This is a genomic window from Flavobacterium sp. FlaQc-49 (assembly GCF_044005985.1).
GTDB classification, from domain to species: Bacteria; Bacteroidota; Bacteroidia; order Flavobacteriales; family Flavobacteriaceae; genus Flavobacterium; species Flavobacterium cupriresistens.
Genome location: NZ_JBIPCS010000007.1, coordinates 233,956 through 258,425 on the forward strand (window position 1 = coordinate 233,956; position 24,470 = coordinate 258,425).

The window sequence follows — 24,470 nt, forward strand, 5'->3', positions numbered from 1 at the left end:
TATTTATCTGCATGACGGAGATTGATCGAAGGCACGATGTTAAACTCATTCGCTTCATCTGTAAAATCTGCGAAGACAAAACAATATAAAAACAATTACAATTAGTAATAAAAGTATTACAATAACAAATATTAGCTATCTTTGAATTAAGAATGATAGCTGATGTATAATTCTGTGCAGGTACTCCTATTCTTTTCCAAAGATCAATTTTATCTTTTGATGTAAGGATTAAAGTGTTTTTTAAGGAAAGACATTTTAATCCAAAACAATTTGTCAAAGTTAATAGGGATCTTTTATGGAAAAAATGTACTTGGTCTTTTTTGTTTTACTGTCTTTCGGTTTTGTTTTTGCGCAACAGGATGTGATTCTTTCAGGAGTAGTAATTGATATAAAAACGCAACAACCGTTAGAGAATATCGTCGTAAGTATTCAGAACTCTTCTGCCACACAATTAACGAAAGCAAACGGAAAATTTGAACTGCATTCCGCTCTAAAAGGGGAACAACTGCTTTTGCTGCACAGTCAGGGCTACAAAGAGGTACTTCTAAAAGTAAATTTAGATTCCAATCATAATCTCGGAATAATACAACTGGAAGATAATTTTTCCGATGATGCTTCAGCTACTTTAATTACACTTTCAGAAAGTGACTTAACGGATGATACCAGTACGTCGGAGATGACATCAGGTCTTTTGCAATCTTCAAAAGATGCGTTTTTTCAGGTCTCCGCTTTTAGTTGGGGTCAGGCTAGATTTAGGGTTCGGGGATTAGACAGTGAAAACGGAACCATGATGCTCAACGGAATGCCAATGAACAAAGTTTATGACGGAAGACCACAATGGGGAAACTGGGGCGGATTGAATGACGTACTTCGAAATCAGGAGTTTTCAGTTGGAGCAGCTTCTTCAGACTATACTTTTGGAGGTATATTAGGTACACAACAGATTTATACACGAGCTTCCATTTATAAAAAAGGAAGTCGTCTTTTATTCTCAGCAAGCAACACCACTTACAATTGGCGGGCAATCGGAACCTATGCTTCCGGTACGAATGCCTCGGGTTGGGCGTATGTAATTTCGGCTGGAAAACGAATAGGAAACGAAGGCTTTTTTGAAGGAACAAATTTCAAAGGAGAGTCTTTTTTTATAAGTATTGAAAAGAAATGGAACGATAGAAACGCTCTTAATTTTACCGGATTTTATACACCAAATTCGCGTGGAAAGAATTCACCAAATACAAACGAAGTTACCGGATTGACCAACGAAAAATACAATTCGTACTGGGGATGGCAAAACGGAAAAAAACGAAATGCACGCGTAAAAAACATCGAAGAACCACTGTTAATGTTGAATCATTATTTCAGAATAAATGAAAAAACAAATCTGAATTCAAGCGTTATGTATCAATTTGGTAAAGTGGGAAACAGTACGATTGACTACCAGAATGCAGACAGTCCGGATCCCGTCTATTACAGAAAATTGCCCAGTTATTTTACGTCACTTTATGCAAAAGATAAAGGAGCATTTTCTGGAGATTTTATGCCCGATTATATAAATGCTGAAAAAAGTAAAACATTGTATTTAGATAATGCCCAACTAAACTGGGAAGATTTGTATCGGACGAATCAGAAGCCAATATTAAATTCGAACAATATAATTACAGGTTTTGAACCCGCGCAAAGCCATTATGTTTTATACGAAGATCGGACCGATGATAAAACACTGGCGGTAAACTCCAATTTAAACTTGCGACTTACTGAGAATAGCGCTTTTGATGGCGGCATCGTTTTTAGAAGCTTAAAATCACATCATTTTCAATCTCTCGTAGATTTGCTCGGAGGTTTATATTTTGAAGATGTTGATGCATTTTATACCGGTGCTCAGGCGCAATCTGATCTGCAGAACCCAAATCGTCAGGTCAAAGAAGGGGATGTTTATGGCTACAATTATAAGCTGCTGGCAACGATAATCGATGCTTTTACACAGTTTAAGTTCAACTATAATAAATTCGATTTCTTTTTATCCCAATCCTATTCTGTTTCAGAATACCAAAGAGAGGGTTTGTATCAAAATGGAATTTATCCAACATCGTCTCTTGGTAAAAGTAAAAAAGTAAATTTTGAAAATTTTGGTTTTAAAGGTGGATTCACCTACAAGATTTCAGGCAAACAGTGGTTGTTTTTTAATGGAATGCATTATACAAGAGCGCCGTCACTTTGCAATACGTTCTCTAATTCGAGGCTTAATAATGCTATTGTTGACGATCTTGGAAATGAGAAAATCAGCGGTGCCGAAGGAAGTTATGTCTTTCGAATGCCCAAATTCAAAATGAGAGCAACAGTGTACTATACTTTGATAAGAAATTCGGCTAAAACGTCTTTCTTTTATGCAGAAGGAATTTTTGACAAAGGAAAAGCTAATAATAATACAGATGCATTTGTAAGTCAGACTTTGACACAGTTAGACAAGAAAAACATTGGAGTTGAATTGAGTTTTGAGTATCAAATTTCAGCGGCATTAAAAGCTATAGCCTGTTTGGCATACGGTAACTATACCTACAGTAGCAATCCAAACGTATCGATTACAAATGATGCAAATGTGGCGAAAGAAAATACACAGTCAACTTTTGATTTTGGAAGATCCCGGCTTAAAGATTACAAACAATCCGGTATGCCACAACAGGCCTGTGCCGTTGGACTGGAATACAGAGCGCCTAAATTTTGGTGGCTGGGAGCGACTCTTAACTATTTGGCTGAAAATTATATTGATGTTGCTCCAATTGCCAGAACAGATCGTTTTTACATCAACGCTAAGAACGGGTTGTTTTTTCCTGAAGCGACCAAGGAGCGGGCTCTGCGTTTGTTAAAACAGGAAAAATTGGATCCAATATCGTTAGTGAATATTACAGGAGGTAAATCCTGGAGCGTTTTTGGAAATAATATTGGCCTTTTTGTGAGTGTAAATAATGTTCTGGATGTATCGTATAAAACCGGTGGTTTTGAGCAGGCCAGAAATGCCAATTTTAGAGCACTTAATCAAGATGTTTCGAGCGGAACTCCTTCGTTTGGGGCTAAATATTTCTACGGTTACGGAAGAACTTATTTCGTAAACCTAAGTGTTAATTTCTAAAAATTAAAACAGGTCAGAATATGATGGATAGCATCTTAAAATATTTTTTTGCACTACAATTGTTGCTTTTATGTTCCTGTGATGCAGAACTGGAAAGTCCTGAGTTTAGTTGTACACAGCCCAATTTAATCGTAAATCAAACAGTAGAAAAACTGAAAGACGTTTCAGAACTTGTGCCAAAGCAATATGGTTATGATGATGTTATTGAAGCCTACGTTGTGTCAACAGATGAAGGGGGTAATTTTTTTAAAACGATTTATCTTCAGACATTAAAGGACAGTAAAGAAGTAGTAGGTTTGAGTGTGGCCGTCGACGTAGCAAATACGTATGCTGATTTTCGTGTGGGCAATAAAGTGTATCTAAAGCTCAAAAATCAATTTACAGATTTATATTATGGAGGACTGCGAATTGGGAGTCTTTATGTGAGTAATGCCGGAGATCCAACAATAGGCAGAATTTCACAAAATGACTATAAAAATATAATCAATGCGTCTTGCGTTGTAGTCGATGAAAATCAATTGGTTCGGTCTTTTTCTATTGAAGAAGCGTTAAACGATAAAAATCTAAATACGTTAATTGAACTTAAGGAGGTCCAATTTACAGAAGCCGCAATTGGGCGCCATTATTTTGAAGAATCCAATAATGTCGGTGGTGCAACCAATTGGAACCTGAGTGATAAAACAGGAAATCAGGTTATTTTCAGAACGAGTAATTTTGCAAATTTTGCAGCTAGTGCGGTGCCGGAAGGAAGTGGGAAAGTACGTGGAATATTAACAAAATTTGGTTCTGACTACCAACTGATGGCGAGATCTGAAAGTGATATTGTAATGGATGGAAAGAGGGCCATTCCCTTATTTTCAGAAGATTTTCAATCGGTGAAAAACAATGTGGCTTTTAGTCTGCCGGGTTGGAGTAATATTGTTGAGAAAGCCAGTAAATCATGGAGAAGTATGTTTTATGGCGGAAATGGTTATGCAGAGTTTAATACGACAAGTACAACAGCAGCAGAAAATGTCGCCTGGCTGGTTTCTCCTAAAATCAATTTAGAAGGATGCAAAAATGCCGTGTTTTCTTTTAGAAGTGCACAATACAATTTGAAGGTCGATTCACCATTAAATGCATTAGAAATTTACGTATCCGATGATTTTGACGGATTGAATATTGCCAAAGCAAAATGGACAAAATTGGTAGCAAAACTGCCTAATTTATCAACTCCGGCACGTGAGTTTATATCCTCAGGCAGAATCGATTTACCATCCTATTCCGGAAATATTAATATTGCGTTCAGATATGTCGGATCCGGGAAAGACAAAACGTTAAATGGCACTTTTATGGTGGATGACATTAAGATTTTTGCTGAAAAATAGGGGAGAATAGTTTTGTATTAATGATAAGCGGTTGGTTTTTAGTGAATTGTTTAAAAATAAGCAATTTTTGAATCGGAAATTGTTAAAATTTAATTGGATTTCGTATTTTGGTCATCCCAAATCTATATAATACGATGAAAAAAATCTACTTTATTGCCATCATGCTGATGGTTGTTCCATCCGTGCTGCACAGTCAGGATGCTCCTGTCAAATTAAAACAAATAAACATTGTAAAAACAAATTACCAAAACGATAAAGATGGTGAAATTGTAAATAAAACAGTGGTTTTTAATGAAGGTAAAATTCAATCGATCACGACCTCAGACGTTATTCAGAAATTCTTTTACAATAAGAATGGATTGTTGGACATGACCGTAAAGGAAAAAGTCGGAAGCGACTGGAAAGAAGTTGTTAACTACACTTATAATGCAGATAACAACATTATAAAATTCGTTGACAAATACCATGAAGGCAACGATTACATTACGAAAACCGTAACTTTTACCTACGAGGGAGCGAGAGTAAAAGCGATCACTAAAAAAAGTACCAATCACCAGAATATACTGGATGATATTGAATATATTGTAGAGAACGGTATAATTGTAAGACGTACTTCACGCGACCGAAATAAACAGATTATCGGTAAAATCGAATATGTTTATGTAAATGACAATGTAGCAAAACACAAAGGTTTGGTTGGAGATAAAATTTCTAAAACCTATACTTATGACGATAAAAAGTCGGTAGAATTACTAATCGTTCAGAATCTTTTTGGAGACAATTACAAAATAATTGTACCGATGATTTCGTATCACGAAGACGAATTTAGTTTTGAGACTATTTCTTATAATAATGAAGTAAATTTCAGCCCTTCATCTACAGCCTTAGTAGCAGTAAGCCGAAAGTATAAATACAATAAATTGAATTTTCCAATATCCTGTTCACAAATTGAGGAAAATGGAATTGTAAAAACAGAGAAGACTTTTATTTACGAATAAAGATGTTGTCGCTTCTTTTTTAAACCCTTTAGCGATTAATAATCTTAATGGCTAAAGGGTTTACTCTTTTAAATAAAGAGGTTAATTTGCCAAATAGAACTTAAAAATAAAATTGTATAAGTGTAGTAGCTTACAAATCATTAAATTTGCAACTTATTCAAAGCTATGTTAGAAAAAGAAGTTATAAATTTTGAGAGAACAGCCGTAGTAGGTATTATAACTCAAAATCAAAGTGAAGAAAAACTAAACGAATATTTAGACGAATTAGAGTTTTTGACTTTTACCGCAGGTGGTGAAGTGATAAAACGTTTTTCGCAAAAAATGGAACGCCCAAATCCGAAGACTTTTGTTGGGACAGGAAAAATAGATGAAATCAATCTTTTTGTAAAAGAAAACAATATATCGACGTTGATTTTTGATGATGAATTATCACCATCACAACAGAAAAATATTTCAAGAATAATTGATTGTAAAATCTTGGACAGAACCAATTTGATTCTGGATATTTTTGCGCAAAGAGCTGAAACGTCTTATGCAAGAACACAGGTAGAGTTGGCACAGTGTATCTATTTATTACCAAGACTTTCCGGTTTATGGACACACCTTGAGCGTCAGAAAGGTGGTATTGGTATGCGTGGTCCCGGTGAAACGGAGATTGAAACTGACAGACGTATTGTGCGTGACAGAATTTCGTTGTTGAAAGATAAAATCAAAACGATCGATAAGCAAATGGGTATTCAGCGCAGTAATCGTGGTGCGATGGTACGCGTGGCACTGGTTGGTTACACCAACGTTGGAAAGTCAACTTTGATGAATGCAGTTGGTAAGAGTGATGTTTTTGTAGAGAATAAATTATTTGCAACGCTGGATACAACAGTTCGTAAAGTGGTGATTAAAAACTTACCTTTTTTACTTTCAGACACTGTAGGTTTTATTAGAAAGTTACCAACGCAATTAGTAGACTCTTTTAAAAGTACATTAGATGAGGTTCGCGAGGCAGATTTGTTGCTGCATGTAGTAGATATTTCACACCCGGACTTTGAAGATCATATCGAATCTGTAAATCAGACCTTGTTAGAAATCAAAAGTAATGATAAGCCAACTATTATGGTTTTTAATAAAATTGATGCCTACAAACATTTGACAATTGATCACGATGATTTGATCACTGAAAAAACGAGAAAACATTACACGCTTGAGGAATGGAAACAAACCTGGATGAGTAATGTTGGAGAGAATAAAGCATTGTTTATTTCGGCTACTCAAAAAGAAAATTTTGAGGAATTTAGAGAGACGGTATACGAAGCTGTACGCCAGATTCATATCACCAGATTCCCGTATAATAAATTTTTGTATCCGGATTATAAGGATGCCATCGAAAAAGAAGAGGAATAAAAAAACGGCTTTTGAATATTTTCAAAAGCCGTTTTTTTTATGCTTAATTTTTTCACGCTGATTGAGCGGATTTATTTTAGATCTCTTTTTATTGTTGGAGAAATAAAGACTTGATGAAATTGACATTTAGATTCTGTGTTGATTTCGCAAGTTATCACAAATTTATTGCTGTTTGAATAGCCTCCTGCTTTAGTTGGAGGTAAATGATTGATCGGCGTAGAACTGGCTTTAGCCGAAAGAACCATTTAATATTTTTAATCCTCTAATCTGTGGAAAGCGAATAAATCAGCTAAACCAGCGTGATAAAAAATACGGTCTAAAATCCAAAGTTAACTCCTAAACCGAAAACTTCTCTGGTTTGGAATCCACTAAAGGCATTATCATCATAAATTGCCTGGAAGGCCAGATTAGCAGATAAAAATTTGTTTACCTTCATGATGATGTTCAACGAGTAATTGATATCTACGTTTTGCGGATCTCTTAAATAGTTCGAATATAAATTCAACGTATTCTCAGCAGTTACGTTGGTCATGATGGCAAGTTTATAGTAAACCGAAGCATAAAAACCCAGTTCATACAACATCGTTTTATTAGCATCAACACCAAAATAAGCACCATCAACATAAGGTAACCCGGTTGCTTGATCAATTCCCGAAGTATAAGCGCCGTCAACAAAAGTGAATTTTGAGGTTAAGGGCGCGAAGTTTATTTTTAAATCTTCTGTTTTAGACCAATAAATACCGGGACCCGTTGTTAAGTAACCCGGAGACATAAATTTGGTATTTTCGGTTCGGATTTCTTTACCATTGACATCCTGGCCATACAAGTAACCCGTCGTGAATTGGGTTCTGAAATTTAAAAAGAAAGAGTAATACCAGTCGCCAAAAGCCTTTTTACCGACGATTGAATTGAATTCCAGACGGTCATCAGTCTTCTTTTCGAAATCAGCATTTTTAGTCTGCAAAAGCCCGTAGGAAGCAAGGATTTTATTATCCCAGGTTATATCGTCTTTTTTGTAATTGAAATCGTAATTGATTCCTACAGTTCCGGAGAAACTGTCTTCTCCTCCCGCAACCCAGTTATTGAAACTGGACTGATTTAATAAAAGAGATACGGTTCCCTTTGCTTTCCAGCCTTCATCTTCAATAGTGTCATTGATTTTTTTTACGGCTTTTTCGGTGTTTTGAATTAATTCTTTTTCTGAATTTTGGGCTTGAACACAAGTGAAGTTCACTAAAACGAAAAGTAACAAGGATATCTTTCTCATAGTATTTAGTTTAAGTAGTAACAAATATACTAAAAAAATGTTAAAACACTTAGAGGTAGTTCATTGCGAAGGGATGTTATTTCTTAGATTCTTTGTATAAAGGCACTGCAGAACAAGCTTCTCCGTACATTATACTTCTTGCAAATGGCTGTAAATAAGAAGTCGCTAAAATATATGCACGCATTGGAACGGGCTTTTTGGAGCAACCTTTAACGATAACAGGTTTGTTTTTATATTCCGAAAAATCCAGCTTGCTTAGGATTTCTTCGTACAGACTTCCATCTAAATCTTCGATAGTTCCGTTGACTACTTTTTTGGCATAGGGAGCTAATTGTACTGCGACAAGTATTAAAGCCCAAGCCGGAATAATAGCATCTGTACTGCAATTAATTGCAACATACTGATCCTGATACTGTGCCCAGTCATGATTTTTTAAATGTTCTCTGAAATCTTTTTCTTTTAACAAAAAGCCTTCTAAAAGCCATTGTGAAATGTCAATCTGAACTCGCATTCCTTTCGGATAATAATCCTCAAGATCAAAAACTTCTAAAGCACTATTGGCAACTTTGTTGATTATTTCTTCCATAAGAAAAGTTTAGTTTCAGGTTTAAAGTTTCAAGTTGAACAACCTGAAACTTTAAACCTGAAACAAATATTAAAGCATTCCTAATTCTAATTTTGCTTCTTCACTCATTAAATCCTTGCTCCAAGGCGGATCGAAAGTAATTTCTACTTCAACATCTTTTATGTTGTCGATTGTTTTTACTTTTTCTTCTACTTCTCTTGGCAAACTTTCCGCTACAGGACAGTTTGGAGAGGTTAGTGTCATTAGGATTTTTACCTCATAATCGGTGTTCACCATTACATCGTAAATCAATCCTAATTCATAAATATCTACAGGAATCTCCGGATCATAAATGCCTTTTAAAACTTTTACGATTGATTCTCCTAAGTCGTTAGTGTCTATTTCTTGTTCCATTTTGTTTTTTTGTTTTTTTTTAAACCATATAAGTGATGTAAGTTCATTTAAAATCTGGGCTTACATTTCTTTGGTTGTTTTTTATTTTTAATCTTCAAGCCAGCGATACAATTCGTTGACATATGTTTTTTGACCTTCGTGATAAATATTTAGTTACATTAAAATTAATCATGAGTCCAATAGGTACTTGCAAAAGTTTCATGTATGACATTAATTTTGCGATGTGAACAGGGATGATTTTATCAACTGCTTTTAGTTCTAAAGCCAAACAATTGTCAATAAACAAATCACATCTTAAATCAGATTCCAATTCTAAACCTTTATACTCAATCGGAATTATTAATTCGGATTGAAAATTAATTCCTCTTAAAGAAAGTTCTTTAATCATACATTGATGATATATACTTTCTAAAAGACCGGGTCCAATATTTTTATGAACTTCAATTGCTGCTCCATTAACCTGATAAATTAAATCACTCAAATATTTCTTAGTTACTATTATTGTTTTAGTGTAATAGTAAAAAAAAAAAGAGGAGGCGCAGACTTAAAAATATTTCTAAAATCTAATAAATTATATACGTAAATATAGGCTTGCTAAAATGAACTTACATCACTTATATGGTTTAAATAATAAGTTTAGTTTTTGTTCTTAGCATCAAAAGCCAAAGCGTACATTTTGATGTTTTTGATCATCGAAACTAATCCATTTGCACGTGTAGCAGATAAATGTTCCTTCAATCCGATCTCATCTATAAAATCAACATCAGCATCTAAAATATCTTTTGCTTTCTGATTCGAAAAAGCACGAATTAAAATCGCAATAATTCCTTTCGTTAAAATGGCATCACTATCTGCTGTGAAAGCAATTTTATCATCGGATTGCTCTCCTTGTAACCAAACTTTAGATTGACATCCTTTGATTAGATTTTCTTCGGTTTTGTATTCTTCTTTTATTAATGGAAGAGTTTTTCCTAATTCGATGATGTATTCGTAGCGTTGCATCCAGTCGTCAAACATGGAGAACTCGTCTACTATTTCGTTTTGTATTTCTTTTATTGTCATAATTATTCTTTCGTAAAATCGACCAGCAAATTTACTAATTTCTCTATTTCCTTTGGAGGAAAACCATTGTCAAAACCTTTTGTTTCATAGGTTTTTCCATTTGTTGTTACTTTTAAGTTTGCAATGGCTGCACCATCGTAAAAGCGCTTTTCTGTTGGTGCTTTTAATTTTGGAATATTATCTAAATTAATCTTCTCAAACTCAGCAACAATCTTATTCCATTTTGCGGCATCTATTTTGCTTTCAACTGCCTCCGCATCTCTGCCGTTTGTAACAGAAACTAATTTATTCTGGACAAGTATTTTTTTGTAAAGACCTCGGGAAAGGGCTGAATACTCAATTTGTGTTGACTTCATGTCTGTTTTTTTTTGACTTGAACAACTTGACGTAATAAAAAAAGTTAAAAGCAATATGGATACGATACGCATAGGTTTGTTTTTTTAGCTTAACATTGTTTTTGCCTTTTTAACCGCATCAACCATTAAATCAATTTCTTCTTTGGTATTGTAAAAAGAGAACGATGCACGGATCGTTCCGGGAATACAAAAGAAATTCATAATAGGTTGTGCACAATGATGTCCGGTTCTAACGGCAATTCCTAATTTATCAATTATCGAACCAATGTCATAAGGATGAATGCCATCAATATTAAACGAAACTACAGAAGCTTTATTTTTTCCGGTTCCGTAAATTCGTAAGCCTTCAATTTCCAGCAAACGTTTTGTAGCATATTCTAATAGTTCTTCTTCGTGCTTTTGTATGTTGTCAAAACCAATGTTATTCAAATAATCAATAGCAGTACCAAGAACAATACCACCTGCGATATTTGGAGTTCCAGCTTCAAATTTATGTGGTAAGTCAGCATAGGTTGTTTTTTCGAAAGTAACCTCTTTAATCATTTCGCCACCACCTTGGTAAGGAGGAAGTTTATTCAACCAGGCTTCTTTTCCGTATAAAATCCCTGTTCCAGTCGGACCGCACATTTTGTGTCCCGAAAAAACATAAAAATCACAATCTAAATCCTGAACGTCCGGTTTTAAATGTGGAACCGCTTGTGCACCATCAATTAAAACAGCAGCGCCAACCGCATGTGCTTTTTCGATTATGTATTTTATCGGATTGATGATTCCTAATGCATTTGAAATATGATTGACAGTCACCACTTTTGTTTTCTCAGAAAGCAAGGCGTCAAAAGCATCCATGATCAGTTCTCCATCTTCATTCATCGGAATAACTTTCAGTACGGCACCCGTTTTCTCGCATAACATTTGCCAAGGCACAATGTTACTGTGGTGCTCTAAAGCAGAAACCAAAACCTCGTCACCCGGTTTTAAAATAGACGCAAATCCATTTGTAACCAAGTTGATTCCATGTGTCGTTCCCGGAGTAAAAAGTACCTCGTGAGCGAACTTAGCGTTAATATGTTGTTGCACTTTACCACGCGAAATTTCGTAGGCATCAGTGGCTAATTGACTTAAAGTATGAACACCACGGTGGATGTTTGCATTTATTTCCTGATAGTATTTTTCGATAGCATCAATCACAATTTGCGGTTTTTGTGAAGTAGCACCGTTGTCAAAGTATACTAAAGGTTTTCCGTTTACAGTTTGTGAAAGTATCGGGAAATCAGCTCTTATTTTTTGAATATCTAGCATGTCTTATTTAGAAAAAGTCTATTTACAAAAGTACTAAAACTAAATTGTTTTATACGGCTATTCTATAATTTCCTTTTATGGCGCTATTGGTTGTGGAATGAAATGTTGATTCTGTAAATTTTATTTCATTTTCATGAGTTATTCGAATTGTATTTCTAAATTGTGTTGTAAAATCGTGAAAATAAATTGATTATATTGCATTAAAATATTAATAAAATCATGAAGAAAATCGTCAAACTGCTTGTACTTGTTTTAGTTGTTGCTCTTTTATATTATGGATTTACTACTTATCCGAAGCTGGATCTGATTTCGGGCTTTTCGGCCAAAAGTGTTGCATCCGGACATTTTTTGGATAACAGGTCTTTAGAATTGATTGAAAAAGGAGATAATGATATCCCGTTGCTCGATCTTGCGACGAACAAAATTGATGAAGCCGGTAAATTTGCTACATCGGCAGTTTATGGATTAAAAGAGCGAAAAGCAATTTACAGAGAAGGTTTAGGAGCTACTTTAATTAATGAAGATTTTGATGTTTCGAAACCCTATTTATTGCCAAAAAGAACAAAAGTAGTGAACGATTTGTCTTTTCCATATGGAAATAACGAACCAAAAGATACTGTTTTTGCAAATGTAGATTACGCAAAATTGAAAAATGCAGTAGCCAATGCTTTTGATAAAACGGGAGGCAAATTAAAAAGAACCCGAGCGGTTGTGGTTTTATATAAGGACAAATTAATTGCCGAAAAATACGATACAGGTTTTACAAAAGACAGTAGAATATTAGGCTGGTCGATGACCAAAAGCCTTACAAGTGCTGCTTTTGGCGTATTGGTAAAACAAGGAAAAATTGATATTTATAAACCTGCTCCAATTGCAGAATGGAAAAATGATGACCGTAAAAACATAACGGTTAACGATTTACTGCACATGAATTCCGGTTTAGAATGGGAAGAGAATTACAGTACGATTTGCGACGCGACCAAGATGCTTTTTCAATCAGAAGATATGGGAAAAGTGCAAATGGATAAACCGGCACAATTCAAGCCCAATACACATTGGTATTATTCTTCCGGAACGACTAATTTATTGTCCAAAATATTAAAACATCAGTTCAAATCACAACAAGAATACCTTGATTTTTGGTACAGTGCCGTAATCGATAAAATAGGAATGAACTCTATGGTTGTGGAACAGGACATGTCAGGAACATTTGTAGGCTCGTCTTATGGTTGGGCAACACCGCGCGATTGGTCTAAATTTGGTTTGTTGTACCTGCATAAAGGAAACTGGAACGGTGAACAGGTTTTAGATGAAAGTTGGGTGAAATATACGGTAACACCAACAAACACCTCAGACGGAAAATATGGAGCTCAATTTTGGTTGAATGCAGGGGGTAAATTTCCCGCAGCCCCAAAAGATATGTTTTATTGCAACGGGTATCAAGGGCAGACCGTTGCTATTATTCCATCGCTTGATTTGGTGATTGTAAGAATGGGGCTTAAAGAAGATCCTGCATTTGATTTCAATGGATTTTTGAAAGGTATAATTGATAGTGTAAAGAAATCGTAAAGTTTAATCGCAAGGTTCGCAAAGATTTTCTTTAGCACGCAGATTTTGCCGATCTAATTTACCTCTTAAAAAAATCTGTGCAATCTGCTAAATCTGCGTGCAAAAAAATTAGTTATAAATTAAAAAGGAGCCATAATTAAACTTTTTGTGCCTTGCGGTTAAAAGCCTACTGTAATCAATACCAAGCTGAATTAGATTGCAAGTCCGTAATGTTAGACACCGTAAAATAAAAAACACAAAGTCCGCAAAGTTTAAATTAAACCTTGCGAACTTTGTGTAAATCCTAGCGCCCCTTGCGGTTAAACGCTCTATTATAAATCGAATCCTAAACTCACCCCTAACTTCGTAGCGATAATTTTAGTAATACGTTGTTTCAATTCCGGTATTTTGATACTTTCGATAACAGCATTTGAGAAGGCATACATCAACAATGCTTTTGCTTCTTTCTTAGGAATTCCACGTGATTGCATGTAGAACATAGCTGTTTCGTCCAATTGTCCAACGGTACATCCATGAGAACATTTTACATCATCAGCAAAAATTTCTAATTGCGGTTTTGCATTGATAGTTGCTTTGTCGCTCAATAGAATGTTATTGCTTTTTTGGAAAGCATTTGTTTTTTGAGCTTCTTTTTCTACCAAAACTTTTCCGTTGAAAACTCCTGTAGAGCGATCAGAGAATATTCCTTTATAATCCTGGAAACTCTCGCAATTTGGTGTTGCGTGGTTTACCAAAGTATAATGATCTACGTGTTGTTTGTCGTTAAGGATTGAAATTCCGTTTAACGTACTTGTCAATCTTTCACCAAAATGATAAAAGTTTAAGTTGTTACGCGTTAGATTTCCTCCAAACGAAAAAGTGTGTACGTAAGCGTGGCTTTCCTGTTGTTGAGAAACGTAAGTGTTGTCAACCAAATTGGCTTCGCTGTTGTCGTTTTGAATTTTGTAATAATCAACAATAGCACGTTTTTGAGCGAAAATCTCCGTAACGGAATTCGTTAAAACCGGGTTTTCATTCAAACTTTGGTGACGCTCGATGATTTGAACATGTGAATTTTCTCCAACAATAATCAAATTTCGAGGCTGAACCATTAGTGCAGCTTCGTTTCCTGTTGAGAAATACATGATTTCAATAGGCTTGTCAGCTACTTTCTTTTTTGGAATATTGATAAAAGCACCTTCCATTGCAAAAGCAGTATTCAATGAAGTCAAACTATCATCTTTGCTTGCAATTTGATTAAAGTAGGTGTCAATAATCATTTTATATTTTGGTTTGGTCAATGCCGATGACATCAAGCAAACATCAATTCCGTCATGTGTAGTAGAAGACAGGTGTGAACTAAAAACCCCATCGATAAATACCAATTTATAAGTATCGATTTCGTGTAAAAAGTATTTTTTTACCTGATTAAATTCAATTGCACTTTCCTGCTTAGGAAAAACCGTAAAGTCATTTTTTAAGATGGCGTTTAACGATGTGTATTTCCAAGCTTCTTCTTTTTTGGTTGGGAAACCTTTATTCTCGAAGTTTTTTAAGGCGTTCGTGCGAATGTCATGTAAATCTGAATGTACATCAACACGCTCTTCAAAAGCCATAAAAGACGATACTAATTTTTCTTTTAAATCCATTGTTCTTTTGTTTCCTTCGGGTTTCAGGTTTCAAGTTTCAGGTTTTACCTATAGAAACTTATTTCCTTTGAAATCCTTCTTATTAAGATAAGTGATAAAGTTTTTTATTTTACCGCTTAAGTTTTCATAATCTGTTTTTAAAATTCCGAACTTTTGTTCTGAAATATATTCAAAATCATAAGCCCGATAAAGCTGAGATCTTGTTTCTCCGGCTGAACCTTTTGCAATAGATAAGAATTGTCTAAATTCTAAATTCCCATCTCTTTCAAAACCTTCAGCAATATTGTCCATTACAGAACCAGATGATGCTTTTATTTGATTTTTAAATCTGAAATCTGATTTCAATTCTGTTTCAATCGAAATTAAATGTATTTCTTTTGCTAGTTTTCGAGCCTCTTTCCAGATTTCTAAATCTTCAAATCTATTTATCGTTGCCATAATTTCCATTTTATTTAATTAAAGATTAAACTTACAAAAAAGTTCAACCTGAAACTAAAAAAAACATGAAACCTGAAACTAAAATTTTAGTTTTCTGCTTTAATCCAGTCGTATCCTTTTTCTTCTAACTCGTAAGCCAATTCTTTTCCACCTGATTTTACGATTCTTCCGTTGTATAAAACGTGAACGAAATCCGGAACGATATAATCCAATAAACGTTGGTAGTGTGTGATTACGATAATGGCGTTTTTCTCGCTTTTTAACTTGTTTACACCGTTAGCAACAATTCTTAGAGCATCAATATCAAGACCAGAATCGGTTTCGTCAAGGATGGCTAATTTTGGCTCTAACATTGCCATTTGGAAGATTTCGTTTCTTTTTTTCTCTCCACCCGAAAAACCTTCGTTTAAAGAACGAGATAAAAATTTACGATCGATTTCTAACAACTCCGATTTCTCACGAATTACTTTTAGCATTTCGTTAGCCGGCATTTCTTCCTGGCCATTTGCTTTACGAGTTTCGTTGATTGCTGTTTTCATGAAGTTGGTAACACTTACTCCCGGAATTTCTACAGGATATTGAAACGAAAGGAAAACTCCTTTGTGTGCTCTTTCTTCAGGAGCAAGATCAGCAAGATCTTCTCCGTCAAGGAAAACTGCTCCGTCAGTAACTTCGTAGTTTTCATTTCCGGCAATTACAGCCGAAAGGGTACTTTTTCCAGAACCGTTTGGTCCCATGATGGCGTGTACTTCACCAGCTTTAACTTCTATATTAATTCCCTTAAGGATTTCTTTATCACCAATTGAGGCGTGAAGGTTTTTTATTGATAACATTGTTTTTTTTATTTTATATAAATGTCAATTCTATTTTTGTTGTTTGGTTTAGGATGTTAGCATTAAAATGCGCGTGTCCTAAATATTCCATGCCTAAATAATCGGCAGATTTTTTGAATGGGATGTAAAAACTATCTTCAATTTCATTATCGTGCGAATTGGATATTACTCCAATTTTCTTTCCTCTGAGTTTTCGTCCGGTTTCTTTCTCAATTCGAATTAAATCTGAAATACGATCAAAGAAAACCTTCATAATTCCACTCATATTATACCAATATATAGGAGTAGCAAAAATCAAAGTATCGTACTTTTCGATTATTTCTCTTATCAAAGGCAGAAAATCATCGTCTATGTTTTTGCTTTCGTAATCATAATAAGAGATACTATAATCACTTAGATTAATAATATCTGCCGCGGACTCTTTAGCGATTTGATCCACAATTTTTGTTGTGTTTCCGTTTTTTCTGGAAGAACCTAAAATGATGACTTTTTTATTTTCCATTAATACTTATTCGTAATGTCCTTTCAGAGAAAGAATATTCAATATTTCTATCGTATTCTCGTCTATAATTTCATAAATTAATCGATGTTCTTGATCAATTCTTCTAGACCAAACTCCTGACAAACTATATTTTAGAGGTTCAGGCTTTCCAATTCCTTCAAAAGGGCTTTCTTGAATAGCTCTCAATAATTCAGAAATTTTCTTTAAAACTTTTTTATTTCCTGATTTAGTCCAAAAAGCAAGATCATTTTTTGCTTTGCTGGAGAAAACTATTTCCATAGCTTGTCTATATCTTCGATCGACATTTTAGTGCCTTTGCCTTGTCTTAATTCTTCTCTTGCATCCAAAATCTCTTGTACAAATTCTGGATTATATGGCTTTTCTTTTTCTTCAATAATTTCAAAGCCAAGAGATTTGGCCAGTGATTTTAAAACCGGAAAATCTTTTTTCTTTACATTTTTTAAGATGAGATCCATATTGCTTTGTTTTGATTATCCTACAGATCCTTCCAAAGAAATTTCTAATAATTTTTGAGCTTCAACAGCAAATTCCATTGGTAATTTGTTCAAGACATCTTTACTGAAACCGTTTACAATTAAGGCAATCGCTTTTTCAGTCGGAATACCTCTTTGGTTGCAATAAAAAACCTGATCTTCTCCAATTTTACTTGTAGTTGCTTCGTGCTCAATTTTTGCAGAAGGATTTTTACTTTCGATATAAGGGAAAGTATGAGCTCCGCAATTATTACCCATTAATAAAGAGTCACATTGCGAAAAGTTTCTTGCATTTTCAGCTCTTGGGCTGATTTGCACTAATCCTCTGTAGCTGTTTTGCGATTTTCCGGCAGAGATACCTTTAGAAATAATAGTCGATTTAGTGTTTTTACCTAAATGGATCATTTTAGTTCCGGTATCGGCTTGCTGGTAATTATTGGTAACGGCGATAGAATAAAATTCTCCAACCGAATTATCTCCTTTTAATACACAAGAAGGATATTTCCAGGTTACCGCAGAACCTGTTTCTACCTGTGTCCATGAAATTTTAGCATTCGTTTCGCATAAACCTCTTTTGGTTACGAAATTATAAACACCACCTTTTCCTTCTTTGTTTCCAGGGAACCAGTTTTGAACCGTAGAGTATTTAATTTCTGCATCGTCCATGGCGATTAATTCAACAACAGCAGCGTGTAATTGATTTTCATCACGACTTGGAGCCGTACAGCCTTCCAGATAAGAAACATAACTTCCGGCGTCGGCAATTACAAGAGTTCTTTCGAATTGTCCTGTTCCTGCCTGATTGATTCTGAAATACGTTGAAAGTTCCATTGGGCAACGAACTCCTTTTGGAATATAACAGAAACTTCCGTCAGAGAAAACAGCTGAGTTTAATGCCGCATAGAAGTTGTCTTTTTGAGGTACAACTGTTCCTAAATATTTACGAACTAATTCAGGGTGTTCTTTGATCGCTTCTGAAATTGGACAGAAAATAATTCCTTTTTCAGCCAATGTTTTTTTGAAAGTAGTAGCAACAGAAACAGAATCGACTACAATATCCATAGCGACATTGTTCATCATTTTTTGTTCGTCAACAGAGATTCCTAACTTTTTGTACATTTCCAAAAGTTCCGGATCTACGTCGTCTAATGTTTTGTTTGGATCTACTTGTTTTGGAGCGGAGTAGTAAGAAATAGCTTGAAAATCCGGTTTTGCATAATGAACATTTGCCCATTCCGGTTCAATCATTTCTTTCCACGCACGAAAAGCCTCGATGCGCCAATCGGTCATCCATTCCGGTTCTTCTTTTTTAAGAGAAATAGCGCGAACGATGTCTTCGTTTAGGCCAATAGGAAACGTTTCCGATTCAATATCAGTGTAAAATCCGTATTCGTATTCTTTGGTTTCGAGTTCGATTTTTAAATCGTCTTCAGTGTATTTTGACATTTTTTAGTTTTTTAAAACTTTTTGAAAATGATTTATTCTCAAAAGGTTTAAATTTTTGCTGTTATAAATTCTTTTGATTTATAGTGAAAAAGATTCTCCACAACCACAAGTTCTGCTTGCATTTGGATTGTTGAATACAAACCCTTTTCCGTTTAATCCGCCTGAGAACTCCAATATGGTTCCGGCTAAATATAGAAATGATTTTTTTTCAACTGCAATTGTTATGTCGTTGTCTACAAATATTTTATCGTCGTCGCCTTTGGTTTTGTCGAATTTTAAATCATAGGACAAACCAGAGCATCCGCCACTTTTTACACCTACGCGTACGTAGTCATGAGCGGCATCAAAACCATCGTCTTTCATCAAATCGATGATTTTCTTTTTGGCTGTATCAGAAACTTTTATCATTGTGTTTATAGTATTTGTTTTTTTATTTCATTTTAAACGAGCTCCGAAATAGTAATGAAATCATTATATTTTAAAGTACTGTATTTCAATGTGAAAATGAAATTATTTGCAAAGATACGACTTAAAAACCTTTTTCCATAATGGTTCACATTATTATAACAAATGTTAAAATAGACAGAAGTTATTTTAATAGAGGAAGCCTTTGCTTTGGGATTTTGAGACCAGACTTTTATTTTGATTTAGGGGATGATTTTTTTGCCACGAATTTCGCGAATTGGCACGAATTATTTTTTGCCACAGATTAAAAAGATTTGCACAGATTATTTAACCATTTTAATCCTTTAATCTGTGGCTTTTTTTACTAATAGATGTGCGAGGTTGGGAACTATTTGTCAAAGACCTAAAGGCATTTTCTCAAAATCTATAACAAATAAAAATTTCACTAAATAATGAAAGAATTAGTGTCAATTCGTGTAATTCGTGGCCACTTTTTCCCATTTCTGCTAATGGCATTATATGTTTTTAAATAGATTTTTTAGCATATGGAAATTGGATTTCCTAGCTTTGTTTTTCTAATAGAAACTTACTTTCATGAAACTATATCCAATAGAATCCGGAAATTTTAAACTAGATGGTGGCGCCATGTTTGGTGTTGTGCCTAAAACAATCTGGAATAAAACCAATCCTGCCGACAACAATAACCTGATTGATATTGCGGCGCGTTGCCTGCTAATAGAAGACGGAAACCGACTTATTTTGATTGATACCGGAATGGGAAACAAACAATCAGAAAAGTTTTTTGGATACTATTCGTTGTGGGGATCACATTCTCTGGATGCTTCTTTGGCAAAATATGGTTTTCACCGGGATGCGATTACGGACGTTTTTATGACGCATCTTCATTTTGATCATTGTGGAGGAAGTGTTCAATGGAACTCAGACAAAACAGGCTATGAACCCGCTTTTAAAAATGCCAAATATTGGACAAACGAAAGTCATTGGGAATGGGCAACAAAGCCTAATGCCCGCGAAAAAGCTTCCTTTTTATCGGAGAATATTTTGCCGATGCAGGAAAGTGGTCAGTTGAATTTTATTCAAAGACCCAATGGTGATTTTGGAGTTGCTGAAGAATTAGGTTTCGGAATTTTTTACGTTGACGGTCATACCGAAAAACAGATGATTCCACATATTCAATACAAAGATAAAACGATTGTTTTTTGTGCCGATTTGCTGGCAACAGCAGGACATATTCCGTTGCCGTATGTTATGGGGTACGATACCAGACCTTTATTGACGATGCCTGAGAAATCAAAATTTTTGAGTGCAGCTGCAGATCACAATCACTATTTATTTCTGGAACATGATGCACACAATCAGATTATAACCGTAGAACACACCGAAAAAGGAGTTCGGTTGAAAGACGTTTTTACTTGTGAAGACATTCTTTAGAGAAAAACTAAAGGCATAAAAAAAATCCCATTTTCAAATCGATGAAAATGGGATTTTTTAGTTTTAGATTAGATCAACTTATTCCAGAATTATCTTCTTAGCCGAAGCCGCATCCTGATTGATTAAGTATACATAGTAAATTCCTTTTGGAAGACCGGACAAATTGATGGTATTGTCGGTGTTTGTTGCATCTAAAGTAAACGTTTTTACTAGTTGCCCCAGTGCGTTGTAAACCGTTGCTTTTTCTAAACTTACATTTTGGATGTTTAAAATGTTTTTAGTTGGATTTGGATACACAACAGTGTTTTTAAAAACAGAATCTTCGAGGCCTAAGGCATCGCAAACCGTTTTAAAGTTTGCTGTGGCGTCTTTGAAATTGGCCCAATTTGTATTAGAATAGGAAACATCATCGACCAAAATACAGCTTAATGAAGGATTTTCTATAAGGTTTATTTGTCTGATGTATTTGTTTCCTCCACTTTTTAAATTTAAAGCCGAAAGATCATTATTGCTACAGTATATTAAATCCAGAAGGCGATTTTTAGAAAGATCCAAAATTTTTAATTGATTGGAAGAGCAACGCAAATCATATAATTCTTTATTGCTTGAAACATCAAGAGTAGTTAATTGATTGTCCATGCAAAACAAATCGTGTAGCTTAAGATTCTTTGCAAGATTAAGACTTGTCAATTTATTATCAGAGATATATAATTCTTCTAAGGCAGGATTATTTGAAGTCTCTATAGTAGTTAGTTTATTATCATTAACATTTAAATAGGTTAAAGCTAAGTTTTGAGAAATATTGATTGTAGTCAATAGATTATTTGTACAGAATAAACTGGTCAATGCTGTAAAATCCTGAATTCCGGTTAAATCAGAAATAGAGGCTCCATTTAGGTTTAGTTCCGTTACAAAAGAAATTCTTGCGGTTGAAACTTTTCCATCGGGAACGCCGGAATCAATTTTTAACGCAATTAACTTTTCTTCAAAATTAATATCAGGAATTAAAGTGTTTTTCAAATTACACGCTTCATTGAAACTCGCAGCTGCATCTTTTTTACCCGACCAGTTTGCATTTGAATAAGCAGGATCATCTATTTCAATGCAGCTTAGATTTAGATTATTCGTAAAATTAGAATTGGCAATATCCAGGTTTTTGTTATTTCCGTTTTTCAAATTTAAATACCATAATCGATTCCCATAACAATCCAGTTTTACAAGAGCAGTATTTTTAGAAGCATCTAAATATTCTATACTGTTCGTATTGCAATTGAAAGCAGTTAAGGCTGGATTTTTGGTTAGATCTATAGTTGTTATTTTGTTATTTGAAAAATTTAAAGTTGTTAAAGCTGTATTATTAGAAACGTCTAAGGTTGTAAAATTAGAATAAAGGGAATTCATACTCAAATTCAAATAAGTCAGCGCTTTATTTTTAGAAACATCGAGGGTTTTTAATCGGTTTTTGCTACAATCCAAATAGCTCAAATCAGTGTTTTTAGAAACATCTAAAGTCTCCAGGGCATTTTCGGGAGCATATAAAGTAGCTAAAAATATATTTTTGGATAGATTTAAATACGATATTTTATTCAAGCCGCAATCCAGATATGTCAAAGACAGAAAATCCTGAATTCCGCCTAAATTTGAAATATTGGCAGAAGAAGCATCTAAAGAAGTTACCGAAATTATACTGGTGGTCATGATCTTTCCATTTTTCCCATCGGTATCAATTCCTATTGCGATCAATTTGTCTTCAAAAGCAGGGTCCGGAATCAACGTGTAGGCAATAGAAGTACCACAACTGGTATTGTAAGAAGCTGCTTTGTCTTTAGAAGAACTCCAAGTCGAATTCGAATAAGCGACCTTGTCAACGCTGATACAGGTTAAATTCGGGTTGCTCAGAAACTTAGGTTTTGGCATGTTTAGATTATTGCCATTTTTCACATTCAGATTAACTAGTTTATTGGTGCTGCAATCAAAATTATTCAGAGACATTGTACTTGAAACATCAAGACTTGTTAATTCATTATTTGAACAATTTAAAGTAATCAAACTTTGATGATTAGAAATATTCAGCTCCGGCACTCGATTATAAGAACAGTCCAAAGAAGTCAAATGAATATTTTTTGAAACATCTAAACGAGCCAAAATATTATAACTGCAATTTAGTTCTTCTAACTTCAAATTTTGGGTCACGTTTAAAGACCTTAGGTTGGCTGACTTACATTCTAAAATCGTCAAAGCACTATTTTTAGAAACCTCTAAGGTAGCCAGTTCAATGTTATTTGAACAACGTAGAGTTGTCAAAGCACTATTTTTAGTAAAATCAAGTGAACTTAATTGATTTTTGCTGCAATCTAAATTGGTCAGACTTAGATTTTTTGAAAAATCCAGATTTCTTAAAGTATTTCCGGAACAATTTAGAGTGCTTAATTTGGTAAAATCCTGAATTCCTGTTAAATCTGCAATAGCACTATTTGAAACGTCTAATGTGGTCTGTGACGAAATACTTGCCGTTAGCACTTTCCCATCGGTTGGGCCCGCGTCTATCAAAAGGGCGATTAATTTTTTCTCAAAATTTAAATCAGGGATCGCGGTGTATTGTTGATCACAGAGCAAGGTATATCTGGCTTGATAATCTTTCTTATTGGACCAGTTTTTATTTGAATAAATTACATCATCTACTAAGATGCAGCTCAATCCGGGATTGTCATAAACCTCTATATTATAGGCAGAATTCCAATAAAAGAGCGTATTCTTTCCGTTTTTTAAGTTTAAACTCGTTAAGGAGTTAGTTCTGCAAGATAAAGCTTTTAGGCTAACATTTTTTGAAACATCAAGACTTGTTAATGCGTTGATTTCACAATATAAATATTCCAAAAGAACACTTTTTGAAACCGTAAGATTTGTTAGTTTATTGTTTGAGCAATTTAAATAAGTCAGCGCTTTTTTTTCAGAAACATCAATATTTGTCAATTGATTGTCATTGCAATTGATATAAGTTAAAGCTGTATTTTTAGAAATATCCAGATTCGTTAGTCGATTGCGTTGGCAGTATAAAGTTGTCAGAGCACTATTTTTAGTAAGATCTAAGCTCGTGATCAAGTTGCCAAAACAGGACAAAGAAGTTAAGGCTTTAAAATCCTGAATCCCGGTCATATTTATAATAGATTGACTTGGAAGATTGCTTTGATTATTACTTACATCTAAAGAATTTAGTGTCGCTATGCTAGAGGTCAGCACTCTTCCGTCAGTTGCCCCCAAGTCAATGCCAAGTCGGATTAGTTTCGTTTCGAAAATTACATCCGGAATAAGGGTATATTGCTCGGTTCCCTGAACATAAACTTGCAGATTATCAATCGCCACATTAAATCCGATAGCATCATTTGTAAGCAAGGAAATACTTAGATCGTAAGACAGGTTTTGGTCCGGTGTAAAAGTGATTTCATTGGTTCCCCAATTATTGTCTGTGGCAAAAGTAGTATTCGAAAGTGTTGTCGAACTTCCATTTTTGCTAATATTCAGGACAATAGGGTGCGCGTTATTGTAGTTACTACTTAAATATTTGTATTTAAACTTTATTGTATAGGTAATTCCGGCACTCATGGGAACTTGAGTTGTAATTTTCGGAATTAAAGTGTTGTTTAAAAAGGACAGTTTTATACTGTTAGCGCCCCTCCAGAAGTCGGTAGTGTTCTGACTAACATTGTTTTCGATCGTCCAGCCCGGCAATGTTTTGCTGTTTGTCCAGTTTTCAAATTCCCCATTGGAGACTAAATTTATTTGTGCATAAATAGAAAAATGGGCTAATACCAAGAATAAAAGTAGTTTTGTTTTCATAGATAGGTTTTAGTAT

Annotated in this window: 22 protein-coding genes; 6 read left to right on the forward strand and 16 right to left on the reverse strand. The window is 34.5% G+C overall.

Going from position 1 to position 24,470, the window contains the following annotated elements; translation table 11 throughout:
• Positions 1-295: 295 nt before the first annotated feature.
• From ACHRV3_RS15855 to hflX, 4 genes are all read left to right on the forward strand, one after another.
• Complete coding sequence (locus tag ACHRV3_RS15855) at positions 296-3,127, forward strand: carboxypeptidase-like regulatory domain-containing protein (protein WP_395435340.1); 2,832 nt, start codon at positions 296-298, stop codon at positions 3,125-3,127.
• A 20-nt stretch (positions 3,128-3,147) separates the two neighbouring features.
• Positions 3,148-4,494, forward strand: coding sequence for a DUF5689 domain-containing protein (locus ACHRV3_RS15860; protein ID WP_395435341.1), 1,347 nt, complete (start codon positions 3,148-3,150; stop codon positions 4,492-4,494).
• Positions 4,495-4,628: 134 nt separating this feature from the next.
• Positions 4,629-5,492: a hypothetical protein gene (locus ACHRV3_RS15865; RefSeq protein WP_230004223.1), complete on the forward strand. Its 864-nt coding sequence runs from the start codon at positions 4,629-4,631 to the stop codon at positions 5,490-5,492.
• A gap of 165 nt (positions 5,493-5,657) precedes the next feature.
• Positions 5,658-6,887: a GTPase HflX gene (gene hflX / locus ACHRV3_RS15870; protein ID WP_047774841.1), complete on the forward strand. Its 1,230-nt coding sequence runs from the start codon at positions 5,658-5,660 to the stop codon at positions 6,885-6,887.
• Between the two features lie 316 nt (positions 6,888-7,203).
• Here the strand turns inward: hflX and ACHRV3_RS15875 are convergent, their stop codons facing one another.
• The 7 genes from ACHRV3_RS15875 to ACHRV3_RS15905 form a co-directional block, all read right to left on the reverse strand.
• Positions 7,204-8,154 carry a DUF3078 domain-containing protein gene (locus ACHRV3_RS15875; protein ID WP_395435342.1) on the reverse strand — a complete coding sequence of 317 codons (951 nt, stop codon included), beginning with the start codon at positions 8,152-8,154 and terminating at the stop codon, positions 7,204-7,206.
• Positions 8,155-8,230: 76 nt separating this feature from the next.
• On the reverse strand, positions 8,231-8,740 hold the full coding sequence (locus ACHRV3_RS15880) for a DUF2480 family protein (protein ID WP_047774845.1): 510 nt from the start codon (positions 8,738-8,740) through the stop codon (positions 8,231-8,233).
• Positions 8,741-8,809: 69 nt separating this feature from the next.
• Positions 8,810-9,133 carry an SUF system Fe-S cluster assembly protein gene (locus tag ACHRV3_RS15885; protein WP_047774847.1) on the reverse strand — a complete coding sequence of 108 codons (324 nt, stop codon included), beginning with the start codon at positions 9,131-9,133 and terminating at the stop codon, positions 8,810-8,812.
• Between the two features lie 94 nt (positions 9,134-9,227).
• Positions 9,228-9,614 carry a GxxExxY protein gene (locus tag ACHRV3_RS15890; RefSeq protein ID WP_395435343.1) on the reverse strand — a complete coding sequence of 129 codons (387 nt, stop codon included), beginning with the start codon at positions 9,612-9,614 and terminating at the stop codon, positions 9,228-9,230.
• Between the two features lie 155 nt (positions 9,615-9,769).
• Positions 9,770-10,195 (reverse strand): SufE family protein, encoded by a 426-nt coding sequence (locus tag ACHRV3_RS15895; RefSeq protein ID WP_230004226.1) that lies wholly within the window; start codon positions 10,193-10,195, stop codon positions 9,770-9,772.
• A 2-nt stretch (positions 10,196-10,197) separates the two neighbouring features.
• On the reverse strand, positions 10,198-10,551 hold the full coding sequence (locus tag ACHRV3_RS15900) for a hypothetical protein (RefSeq protein WP_395435344.1): 354 nt from the start codon (positions 10,549-10,551) through the stop codon (positions 10,198-10,200).
• An 84-nt stretch (positions 10,552-10,635) separates the two neighbouring features.
• Entirely contained in the window at positions 10,636-11,850 is a 1,215-nt protein-coding gene (locus ACHRV3_RS15905) for an aminotransferase class V-fold PLP-dependent enzyme (RefSeq protein ID WP_395435345.1), read from the reverse strand.
• Between the two features lie 219 nt (positions 11,851-12,069).
• Between ACHRV3_RS15905 and ACHRV3_RS15910 the strand changes: the two genes are divergently transcribed.
• Positions 12,070-13,419: a serine hydrolase domain-containing protein gene (locus ACHRV3_RS15910; RefSeq protein WP_395435346.1), complete on the forward strand. Its 1,350-nt coding sequence runs from the start codon at positions 12,070-12,072 to the stop codon at positions 13,417-13,419.
• Positions 13,420-13,730: 311 nt separating this feature from the next.
• Here the strand turns inward: ACHRV3_RS15910 and sufD are convergent, their stop codons facing one another.
• The 8 genes from sufD to ACHRV3_RS15950 form a co-directional block, all read right to left on the reverse strand.
• Complete coding sequence (gene sufD / locus ACHRV3_RS15915; protein ID WP_047774858.1) at positions 13,731-15,047, reverse strand: Fe-S cluster assembly protein SufD; 1,317 nt, start codon at positions 15,045-15,047, stop codon at positions 13,731-13,733.
• Between the two features lie 48 nt (positions 15,048-15,095).
• Positions 15,096-15,485, reverse strand: a complete 390-nt coding sequence (locus tag ACHRV3_RS15920; protein ID WP_047774859.1) for a four helix bundle protein — start codon at positions 15,483-15,485, stop codon at positions 15,096-15,098.
• 86 nt (positions 15,486-15,571) lie between these two features.
• A complete protein-coding gene (sufC, locus tag ACHRV3_RS15925) occupies positions 15,572-16,318 on the reverse strand; it encodes a Fe-S cluster assembly ATPase SufC (RefSeq protein WP_083691963.1) in 747 nt (248 codons plus the stop codon).
• A 13-nt stretch (positions 16,319-16,331) separates the two neighbouring features.
• On the reverse strand, positions 16,332-16,820 hold the full coding sequence (locus tag ACHRV3_RS15930) for a flavodoxin family protein (RefSeq protein ID WP_047774863.1): 489 nt from the start codon (positions 16,818-16,820) through the stop codon (positions 16,332-16,334).
• 6 nt (positions 16,821-16,826) lie between these two features.
• Entirely contained in the window at positions 16,827-17,099 is a 273-nt protein-coding gene (locus ACHRV3_RS15935; protein ID WP_395435347.1) for a Txe/YoeB family addiction module toxin, read from the reverse strand.
• Positions 17,090-17,296 (reverse strand): DUF2683 family protein, encoded by a 207-nt coding sequence (locus tag ACHRV3_RS15940; protein ID WP_395435348.1) that lies wholly within the window; start codon positions 17,294-17,296, stop codon positions 17,090-17,092. Before ACHRV3_RS15940 ends, ACHRV3_RS15935 begins: the two co-directional genes overlap by 10 nt.
• Before the next feature lie 15 nt (positions 17,297-17,311).
• Positions 17,312-18,760 carry a Fe-S cluster assembly protein SufB gene (sufB, locus tag ACHRV3_RS15945; RefSeq protein WP_047774867.1) on the reverse strand — a complete coding sequence of 483 codons (1,449 nt, stop codon included), beginning with the start codon at positions 18,758-18,760 and terminating at the stop codon, positions 17,312-17,314.
• Positions 18,761-18,838: 78 nt separating this feature from the next.
• On the reverse strand, positions 18,839-19,168 hold the full coding sequence (locus tag ACHRV3_RS15950; RefSeq protein ID WP_047774868.1) for an iron-sulfur cluster assembly accessory protein: 330 nt from the start codon (positions 19,166-19,168) through the stop codon (positions 18,839-18,841).
• A 591-nt stretch (positions 19,169-19,759) separates the two neighbouring features.
• On the opposite strand from ACHRV3_RS15950, the gene ACHRV3_RS15955 reads away from it, so the two are divergent.
• Positions 19,760-20,617, forward strand: coding sequence for an MBL fold metallo-hydrolase (locus ACHRV3_RS15955; protein WP_395435349.1), 858 nt, complete (start codon positions 19,760-19,762; stop codon positions 20,615-20,617).
• A gap of 78 nt (positions 20,618-20,695) precedes the next feature.
• Here ACHRV3_RS15955 and ACHRV3_RS15960 read toward each other — a convergent pair whose 3' ends face one another.
• Positions 20,696-24,454: a T9SS type A sorting domain-containing protein gene (locus ACHRV3_RS15960; protein ID WP_395435350.1), complete on the reverse strand. Its 3,759-nt coding sequence runs from the start codon at positions 24,452-24,454 to the stop codon at positions 20,696-20,698.
• Positions 24,455-24,470 lie beyond the last annotated feature (16 nt).